At 42.6% G+C, this 9,264-nt stretch carries 8 protein-coding genes and 1 other RNA gene; 7 read left to right on the forward strand and 2 right to left on the reverse strand.

Translation table 11 applies throughout. The annotated features are described in order from the left end of the window. Nucleotides 1-118: 118 nt before the first annotated feature. Both pbp1a and recU read right to left on the reverse strand, forming a co-directional pair. Nucleotides 119-2,287 carry a penicillin-binding protein PBP1A gene (gene pbp1a / locus Q4A91_RS08870; protein WP_303214102.1) on the reverse strand — a complete coding sequence of 723 codons (2,169 nt, stop codon included), beginning with the start codon at nt 2,285-2,287 and terminating at the stop codon, nt 119-121. Then, nucleotides 2,284-2,880, reverse strand: a complete 597-nt coding sequence (gene recU / locus Q4A91_RS08875; protein ID WP_000248756.1) for a Holliday junction resolvase RecU — start codon at nt 2,878-2,880, stop codon at nt 2,284-2,286. Before recU ends, pbp1a begins: the two co-directional genes overlap by 4 nt. Before the next feature lie 66 nt (nt 2,881-2,946). On the opposite strand from recU, the gene Q4A91_RS08880 reads away from it, so the two are divergent. The 7 genes from Q4A91_RS08880 (at nt 2,947) to Q4A91_RS08910 (ending at nt 9,175) form a co-directional block, all read left to right on the forward strand. After that, nucleotides 2,947-3,474, forward strand: a complete 528-nt coding sequence (locus Q4A91_RS08880; RefSeq protein ID WP_000199579.1) for a DUF1273 domain-containing protein — start codon at nt 2,947-2,949, stop codon at nt 3,472-3,474. A gap of 69 nt (nt 3,475-3,543) precedes the next feature. Beyond that, nucleotides 3,544-3,873 carry a cell division regulator GpsB gene (gene gpsB, locus Q4A91_RS08885; protein ID WP_303214105.1) on the forward strand — a complete coding sequence of 110 codons (330 nt, stop codon included), beginning with the start codon at nt 3,544-3,546 and terminating at the stop codon, nt 3,871-3,873. Nucleotides 3,874-3,893: 20 nt separating this feature from the next. Next, an RNA gene (gene rnpB, locus Q4A91_RS08890) (RNase P RNA component class B) lies at nt 3,894-4,275 on the forward strand. A gap of 83 nt (nt 4,276-4,358) precedes the next feature. After that, on the forward strand, nt 4,359-5,516 hold the full coding sequence (locus Q4A91_RS08895) for a class I SAM-dependent RNA methyltransferase (protein WP_303214107.1): 1,158 nt from the start codon (nt 4,359-4,361) through the stop codon (nt 5,514-5,516). 12 nt (nt 5,517-5,528) lie between these two features. Then, nucleotides 5,529-6,974, forward strand: coding sequence for a cell division site-positioning protein MapZ family protein (locus tag Q4A91_RS08900; protein WP_303214110.1), 1,446 nt, complete (start codon nt 5,529-5,531; stop codon nt 6,972-6,974). A 75-nt stretch (nt 6,975-7,049) separates the two neighbouring features. Then, on the forward strand, nt 7,050-8,474 hold the full coding sequence (gene gndA / locus Q4A91_RS08905) for an NADP-dependent phosphogluconate dehydrogenase (RefSeq protein ID WP_303214112.1): 1,425 nt from the start codon (nt 7,050-7,052) through the stop codon (nt 8,472-8,474). Nucleotides 8,475-8,485: 11 nt separating this feature from the next. Further along, a complete protein-coding gene (locus Q4A91_RS08910) occupies nt 8,486-9,175 on the forward strand; it encodes a response regulator transcription factor (RefSeq protein ID WP_303214113.1) in 690 nt (229 codons plus the stop codon). The last annotated feature ends 89 nt before the right edge of the window (nt 9,176-9,264 follow it).

Genomic DNA, 9,264 nt, shown 5'->3' on the forward strand with positions numbered 1-9,264 from the left:
CTCCATAATTTCCATAGTGGTTTTTACCCACTACAGATATTATAGAGCCGCTTTTGTTAAGCACATAAATGCAACAGTGCTATGAAAAAATCACCCAGAAAAAACCGAGTGATAAATGTTATGGTTGTGCTGGTTGAGGATTCTGATTTTGGTTCTGGTTTTGTTGACCAGGCGTTGTATTTGGTTGCTGGTTATTGGTATTATTGTTTGCGCTATTATTCGTGCTTGGAGTAGTTGAGCTTGACTGTGTAGTTGAACTTTCTGAAGTCGAGCTCGAACTTTCAGGTGTTGGGGCCTGTTGCGGAGCAGGGGCAGTCCATGCAGAACGAGCACCGTTTTTAAAGACGAACTCACCACTTCGGTAGAGGCCTTCTGGCATGGTCCAGTCGCCAGGGTTGTTATCCTCAGACAGATAGGTCATCATTGAACGGTAGACCTTAGCTGCAACATAGAATCCATCACCAACGATAGGAGTAAGGCGGTTTGAGTAACCTGTCCATACAGCCATTGAATATTTGCGAGTATAACCGACAAACATTTCGTCTGGGGCTACATAACCAGTGTTTTTGATGTAGTTTTCAATTTCATCGTCTGTATAGTTTGATGTACCAGTCTTACCAGCTTGAGGTAGCCAAGGGAGATAAGCACCACGACCCGTTCCGTATGCCAAGACAGTCTTCATCATTTCTGTCATCATATAGGCGGTCGTCTCTTTCATGGCACGAGTACCAGGATCAGCGTATTCTTTTGAGCTGCCATCGCTAAAGACGATTTTATTGATATACATTGGTTTATGGTAGATACCACCGTTAGCAAAAGCAGCGTAAGCAGCAGCCATTTTCTCACTACTTGCTCCGTACTTTTTGTTTGACTCAGTCGTATTACTTGAAATCGCGTTGGCATAGTGCATATCTGGATAGTCAATACCGATTCCATTTAGGAAGGTCTTGGCTCTGTCCAAACCAACTTTGTTCAAGGTTTCTACGGCTGTAACGTTCCGTGATTGTTGGAGCGCATATTGGATGGTGATGTTTCCAAAATAACTTCTATCCCAGTTGTAAACAGGGGTATCTGTTCCAGGATAGTTGTAAGGAACATCATGTACAATCGAAGCAGTTGAGTCGTAGATGTCATACTCCAAGGCAGGAGCATAGTCTGTGATAGGCTTCATGGTAGAACCCCAGTCACGGTTGGTTTCCACAGCTTGGTTAATTCCGAAGGAAACATTGCTTGATTGGTGACGAGAACCTAACTGAGCAATAACTTTCCCGTTTGTCACATCCACAATCGTTGAAGCTACTTGCATTTCATCATCTGGATAGTTGACATACTCGTCGGTATTGTAGATATCCCAGAGATGTTGTTGAACTTTAGGATCAACGTTGGTGTAGACGTCCATACCAGTCGTTAAGAGGTTGTAGCCTGTTTCTTGTTCGACTTGATCGATTACCTCTTTGAGATAGTTGTCCATGTATGGAGGATAACTATTAGCCGATTTTAGACTTTGAAGTCCATCTGTAATCGGAGTATTAATCGCTTTTTCATATTGCTCAGCTGAAATGTAACCTTGCCCCTTCATCTCAGAGAGGACGAGATTACGACGTTCTTGAGCGGCTTCTGGATGCGAGTATGGATCATACTGGTTTGGAGCTTGAGGCATACCAGCAAGGAGAGCCAATTGAGGAATACTTAAATCTTTGAGATCCTTGCCATAGTAACTTTGGGCAGCTGTCTGCATTCCGTAGTTACCGTTTGACATGTAAACCTTGTTGATGTAGTAGGTCAAGATCTCTTGCTTAGTCGCTTCTTGTTCTAGCTGAACGGCTAACCAAGCTTCCTGAGCCTTACGAGAAAGGGTTTGATCAGAAGTTGACGTAGAGAAGTAAGTTAATTTAATCAACTGCTGTGTCAAGGTGGAAGCTCCTTGCAGACCTCCACCACCACGAAGGTTTCGGAGGGTAGCACCTAGGATACGGATTGTGTCAATTCCTCGGTGATTAAAGAAGCGATGGTCCTCAATCGAAACAATAGCGTTGACCAAATCGGTCGGTATTTCGTTTGCTTGGGCATTGACCCGACGTTCCGAACCAAGATCAGCGATAAGCTCGTCATTGCTATCATAGATCTTACTTGACGTTGTAGCAACTAGTTTACTTTCAGAAAGTTCTGGAGCCTTGCTAACATAGTAGAGGAAGAGACCTCCACCAAGCATTACAGCTGCGATAAATACAGTTAAGAGACTGATGCTGACATACTTAGCTATTCGCAGAAAAGTTTGTTTGTTCATCTTGTTTTACCACCTAGTAAATGTTCTTTGATAATGTCGAGGTAGGGAATTTGAGGAAAGGCCCCAGGCTCAATCCTATATCCATTTTCTCGAATATATCCAAGTGGCATTGACTTCTGTCCCTTATCCTGATGATAGAAACGGATGAGGTCAATAGCCGGTAATAAGTAGGTTTCTTGCTGAGAAGAAAAGTGAAGGAGTACAAAGCAGATTCCTTGCTGGGCAAGGACTTGTTCCATATGCTGGATCTGATGGAGATGAAAATTCTTCATCGGTATCGCATGTTTTTGCCTGGTTTCCTTTGCTTCAAAGTCGATGTAGTATCCATCATAAACCCCTGAATAGTCAGTAGTTGAAGCTTGTCTAAAGTAGGCTTCAACGATCTTGGCTCGACTTCGTTGGGGATAGTCGACACGTACGATTTGGATGGGAGTCGGTTTCTTGTGAATAACAGCTAACCCATGCGACAAATAGTAGTCGTTCGTAGCATTGATCATCTTTTCAAAAGACATTCCCCGATTTGCGAAATTTTTAGTTTGTGACAGGGGTGCTTGTCTCTTTTGAGATGAAATTTTATGTGGATAGTTGACCATAATTCTCCTTATTGGTACAATAACATCACTCTATTATATCATAAATTTACAAAGAAAGGGTTAAAAATGACATCAGCCTTGATTTTAGGCTATTCAGCCTTCGACCTTGGTCTCTTTAATGATAAGGATATTCGCGTTGATATTATCAAAACAGCCATTCGGAGAGACCTGGAACGTCTAGCAGAGGATGGGGTGAACTGGCTTGTCTTTACAGGGACTTTGGGTTTTGAGTACTGGGCGCTTCAGGTGGCGAAAGACATGAAAGCAGACTATGGATTTCAACTGGCGACTATTTTTGATTTTGAAACCCATGGTAGTAACTGGAATGAAGCAAATCAAGCGAAATTGAGTGAGTTCAAGCAGGTTGATTTTGTCAAATACGCCTATCCACAATATGAGCACAAGGGACAATTACGTGATTATCAGAAATTTTTGCTGGAAAATACAGATACTTGTTATCTTTTTTACGACGAAGAAAACGAAACCAAGTTACGATATTTTTACCAAATGATGAAAAATCAAGCGGACTATGTTACAAGAAGATTAACATTTGAGGACTTGAATGAAATAGTAGAAAATTTTTCTGAAAAGTAAGCCTTTGACCTTGATTTTTACTTGTCTTTTTTTATATAATAATACTAGTAAACCAGAATGGAGAGAGACATGGCAAGTATTATATTTTCAGCGAAAGATATTTTTGAACAAGAATTTGGACGTGAAGTACGTGGATACAGCAAAGCAGAGGTTGATGAATTCCTAGACGATGTGATTAAGGACTATGAAACCTACGCAGCTTTGGTCAAATCCCTTCATCAAGAGATTGCTGATTTGAAGGAAGAATTATCTCATAAACCACAGGTAGCTCCAACTCAACCAGACTCTATTGAAGTAACAGCTTCTACTTCAATGACAAACTTTGATATTTTGAAACGCTTAAATCGTCTCGAAAAAGAAGTATTTGGTAAGCAAATCTTAGACAACCAAGATTTATAATTGACTAAGGAATGAGTGCAATTTTTGGATAATCGCGTGGAGAGGTTCTCTTTTCATGAGGAAAGTCCATGCTAGCACAGGCTGTGATGCCTGTAGTGTTTGTGCTAGGCGAATCCATAAGCCTAGGGACGAGAAATCGTTACGGCAGTCGAAATGGCTAAGTCTTCGGATAGGTCAGAATAGGCTTGAAAGTGCCACAGTGACGGAGTCTTTCTGGAAACAGAGAGAGTGGAACGCGGTAAACCCCTCAAGCTAGCAACCCAAATTTTGGTCGGGGCATGGAGTGCACGGAAACGAACGTAGTACTCTGACTGCTAGCAGATTTATGCTGTTAGCGGTAGACAGATGATTATCGAAGGAAGTGGTCCTAGTCACTTCTGGAACAAAACATGGCTTATAGAAAATTGCATATAGGTTGAGGCTGAGAAATCTTTCTCAACCTCATTTTTTAAAGTGAACAAGAGAAAGGTCTTGCAAGACTAGAAATGAAAGAACAATTTAATTTAATCGCAACTGCTGCGGCTGGGCTTGAGGCTGTCGTTGGACGTGAGGTGCGAGACCTTGGTTATGATTGCCAGGTTGAAAATGGGCGTGTCCGCTTCCAAGGAGATGTGAAGACAATCATCGAGACCAATCTTTGGCTTCGTGCAGCGGATCGCATCAAGATTGTAGTCGGAAGTTTTCCAGCTAAGACTTTTGAAGAGCTCTTTCAAGGTGTTTTTGCTCTAGATTGGGAAAACTATCTCCCGCTAGGAGCACGTTTCCCGATATCAAAGGCAAAATGTGTGAAGTCTAAACTTCATAACGAGCCTAGTGTTCAGGCTATTTCCAAGAAGGCTGTTGTGAAGAAATTACAAAAACACTATGCCCGCCCAGAAGGAGTTCCCTTGATGGAAACGGGTCCCGAGTTTAAGATCGAGGTATCTATCCTGAAAGATGTGGCAACTGTCATGATTGACACGACAGGTTCTAGCCTTTTTAAACGTGGTTATCGTACGGAAAAGGGTGGAGCTCCTATCAAGGAAAATATGGCAGCGGCCATTTTACAACTATCTAACTGGTATCCAGACAAGCCCTTGATTGATCCGACCTGTGGTTCAGGAACTTTCTGTATCGAGGCGGCTATGATTGCTAGAAATATGGCGCCAGGACTTCGACGTTCCTTTGCTTTTGAGGAATGGAACTGGGTCAGCGATCGGTTAATACACGAAGTTCGCACAGAGGCGGCTAAGAAAATTGATCGTGAACTTGAGCTGGACATTATGGGCTGTGATATTGATGCTCGCATGGTAGAGATTGCCAAGGCAAATGCTCAAGCAGCAGGTGTCGCAGGTGATATTACCTTTAAGCAAATGCGGGTACAGGACTTGCGCACAGACAAGATTAATGGCGTTATCATTTCCAATCCACCATATGGGGAACGTTTGTCTGATGATGCAGGAGTTACCAAGCTCTATGCTGAGATGGGACAAGTCTTTGCACTACTGAAAACGTGGAGTAAGTTTATCCTGACGAGTGACGAAGCTTTTGAGAGCAAGTACGGAAGTCCAGCTGATAAAAAGCGAAAACTGTATAATGGGACCTTAAAAGTGGATTTGTATCAATACTTTGGTCAGCGTGTGAAACGCCAAGAGGTAAAATAGAAAGGTGAACTCATGAGTAAGAAAAGACGTGATCGTCATAAAAAAGGACATCAAGAACCACAATTCGACTTTGACGAAGCAAAAGACTTGACTGTTGGTCAAGTCATTCGTAAGAATGAAGAGGTTGAAGCAGGAGTATTGCCTGAGGACAGTATCTTAGACAAATACATCAAACAGCACCGTGAAGAAATCGAAGCCGACAAGTTTGAAACTCGTCAGTTTAAAAAAGAAGAGCTAGCTTCTACTCAAAACCTAGAGGAAATGATTAAAGAAGTTCGTGAATCAAGTGAACCTTCTAATCAGGTAGACGATTCAGACCTGGTTTCCGAGGAATCTATTGAAGAGATAGAAAATGAAGAGACTACTCAGTTTGTCCCACCACTTCAAGATGAAGAAAATGCTGAAATAGAGCCTCTCGTTTTAACAGAAACAGATCCCAAGGAAATAAATGAGGAACAAGAAGAGGAGATTTATACTCCTCTATCACGTTCGGCTCAAACAGAACCTGAAACAGGCTCTAAGAAGAAAAGTATCATCATCATTGCTTCTGTAGTAGCTGCAATCCTTGTGCTTGCTGGAACATATTATGTCTACCGTCAAGTATCTCGTTCAAACCAAGAAATCCAGTCTTCTCAAGCAGCCTCTTCGGATGATCAAGGGACACAAACATCTTTGAAAGACTTCAATGATCTCTATGATACTTTCTATACAGATGCTAATAAGACTGCTCTGAAAAACAGCCAGTTTGATAAATTGAGCCAACTGAAAACCTTGCTAGATAAGTTAGAAGGTAGCCGTGATTATACACTAGCTAAGTCAAGATATGATAGCCTAGCAACTCAAATCAAGGCCATTCAAGATGTCAATGCCCTCTTTGAAAGCCCAGCAATCACTGACGGTGTCTTGGATACCAATGCGAAAGCCAAAGCAGACGCTAAATTTACAGAAATCAAGACAGGGAACACAGAACTAGACAAACTCTTGGATAAGGCCATTAGTCTTGGCAAGAGCCAACAAACCAGTGCTTCCAGCTCAAGTTCAAGCTCGAGCACGAGTCAAGCAAGCTCAAGTTCAGCTACAGAAAGCAATGCAAGCAGTACGACACCTTCAACTAGCACTACGGCACCAGCTAGAGACACAAATGGTGGTTTGTCTGGCGATGGGGTTAATCTTCAAAGAAGTGCTAGTCGTGTACCCTACAACCAGTCAGCTGTAGACGATAGCAACAACCCTGCTTGGACGTTTGCGGATGGTGTATTGGAACAAGTCCTAGCAACATCACGTGCTCGTGGCTATATCACTGGAAATCAATACATCCTAGAACGTGTCAATATCGTAAACGGAAATGGTTATTACAACCTCTATAAACCAGATGGAACCTATCTCTTCACCCTCAACTGTAAGACAGGTTACTTTGTAGGGAATGGTTCTGGTCATGCAGATGACTTGGACTACTAGGACTCCGTTACAAAATTCTTTCCTTTCATAGGTAAAAATGATAAAATAAAACATATTAAACAAGAGGAGTGTCACATGACAAAAGCTAACTTTGGTGTCGTTGGTATGGCCGTAATGGGTCGTAACCTTGCCCTAAATATCGAATCTCGTGGTTATACAGTTGCCATTTACAACCGTAGTAAAGAAAAAACAGAAGACGTAATTGCTTGCCATCCTGAAAAGAACTTTGTGCCAAGCTATGACGTTGAAAGCTTTGTAAACTCAATCGAAAAACCTCGTCGTATCATGCTGATGGTTCAAGCTGGACCTGGTACAGACGCAACTATCCAAGCTCTTCTTCCCCACCTTGACAAGGGAGATATCTTGATTGACGGAGGAAACACTTTCTACAAAGATACTATCCGTCGTAATGAAGAACTAGCAAACTCAGGTATCAACTTTATCGGTACCGGGGTTTCTGGTGGTGAAAAAGGTGCCCTTGAAGGTCCTTCTATCATGCCTGGCGGACAAAAAGAAGCCTACGAATTGGTTGCTGATGTTCTTGAAGAAATCTCAGCTAAAGCACCAGAAGATGGCAAACCATGTGTGACTTACATCGGTCCTGATGGAGCTGGTCACTATGTGAAAATGGTCCACAACGGTATCGAGTATGGTGACATGCAATTGATCGCAGAAAGCTATGACTTGATGCAACACTTGCTTGGCCTTTCTGCAGAAGACATGGCTGAAATCTTTACTGAGTGGAACAAGGGAGAGTTGGACAGCTACTTGATTGAAATCACAGCTGATATCTTGAGCCGTAAAGATGATGAAGGTCAAGATGGACCAATCGTAGACTACATCTTGGATGCTGCAGGAAACAAAGGAACTGGTAAATGGACTAGCCAATCATCTCTTGACCTTGGTGTGCCATTGTCACTCATCACTGAGTCAGTGTTTGCTCGCTACATCTCTACATACAAAGAAGAGCGTGTACATGCTAGCAAGGTCCTTCCAAAACCAGCTGCTTTCAAATTTGAAGGAGACAAGGCTGAGTTGATTGAAAAGATCCGTCAAGCCCTTTACTTCTCAAAAATTATCTCTTACGCACAAGGTTTCGCCCAATTGCGTGTAGCTTCTAAAGAAAACAACTGGAACTTGCCGTTTGCAGATATCGCATCTATCTGGCGCGATGGATGCATCATCCGTTCACGTTTCTTGCAAAAGATTACAGATGCTTACAACCGTGATGCAGACCTTGCAAACCTTCTCTTGGATGAATACTTCTTGGATGTCACTGCCAAGTACCAACAAGCAGTTCGTGATATCGTAGCTCTTGCTGTTCAATCTGGTGTACCAGTACCAACTTTCTCAGCTGCCATCACTTACTTTGATAGCTACCGTTCAGCTGACCTTCCTGCTAACTTGATCCAAGCGCAACGTGACTACTTTGGTGCACACACTTACCAACGTAAAGATAAAGAAGGAACATTCCACTACTCTTGGTATGACGAAAAATAAGTAGGTCTGCCATGGGGAAACGGATTTTATTACTTGAGAAAGAACGAAATCTAGCTCATTTTCTCAGTCTGGAACTCCAAAAAGAGCAATACCGAGTCGATTTGGTAGAGGAGGGGCAAAAAGCCCTTTCCATGGCTCTCCAGACGGACTATGACTTGATTTTACTGAATGCTCATCTGGGGGATATGACGGCCCAGGATTTTGCAGACAAGCTGAGTCGGACAAAACCAGCCTCAGTGATTATGGTCTTGGACCATCGAGAAGAATTGCAAGACCAGATTGAGACAATCCAGCGCTTCGCCGTTTCTTACATCTATAAGCCAGTGATTATTGATAATCTAGTAGCTCGTATTTTATCGATTTTCCGAGGTCGGGACTTCATTGACCAACACTGTAGTCAGATGAAGGTTCCAACGTCTTACCGCAGCCTACGTATGGATGTAGAACATCATACCGTTTATCGTGGCGAGGAGATGATTGCTCTGACGCGCCGTGAGTATGACCTTCTGGCTACTCTCATGGGAAGCAAGAAAGTCTTGACTCGTGAGCAGTTGTTGGAAAGTGTTTGGAAGTACGAAAGTGCGACAGAAACCAATATCGTGGATGTTTATATCCGTTATCTACGTAGCAAGCTGGATGTAAAAGGTCAGAAAAGCTACATTAAAACAGTGCGTGGTGTCGGTTACACCATGCAAGAATAGAAAAGCAGTTGCAGTTGTGCAACTGCTTTTTATAGGCTCTATGTCAACTGTAGTGGGTGACCTATAACTAAGCACGAGAGGAGACGAAC

This window comes from Streptococcus sp., assembly GCF_030528045.1.
Classification (GTDB): Bacteria; Bacillota; Bacilli; order Lactobacillales; family Streptococcaceae; genus Streptococcus.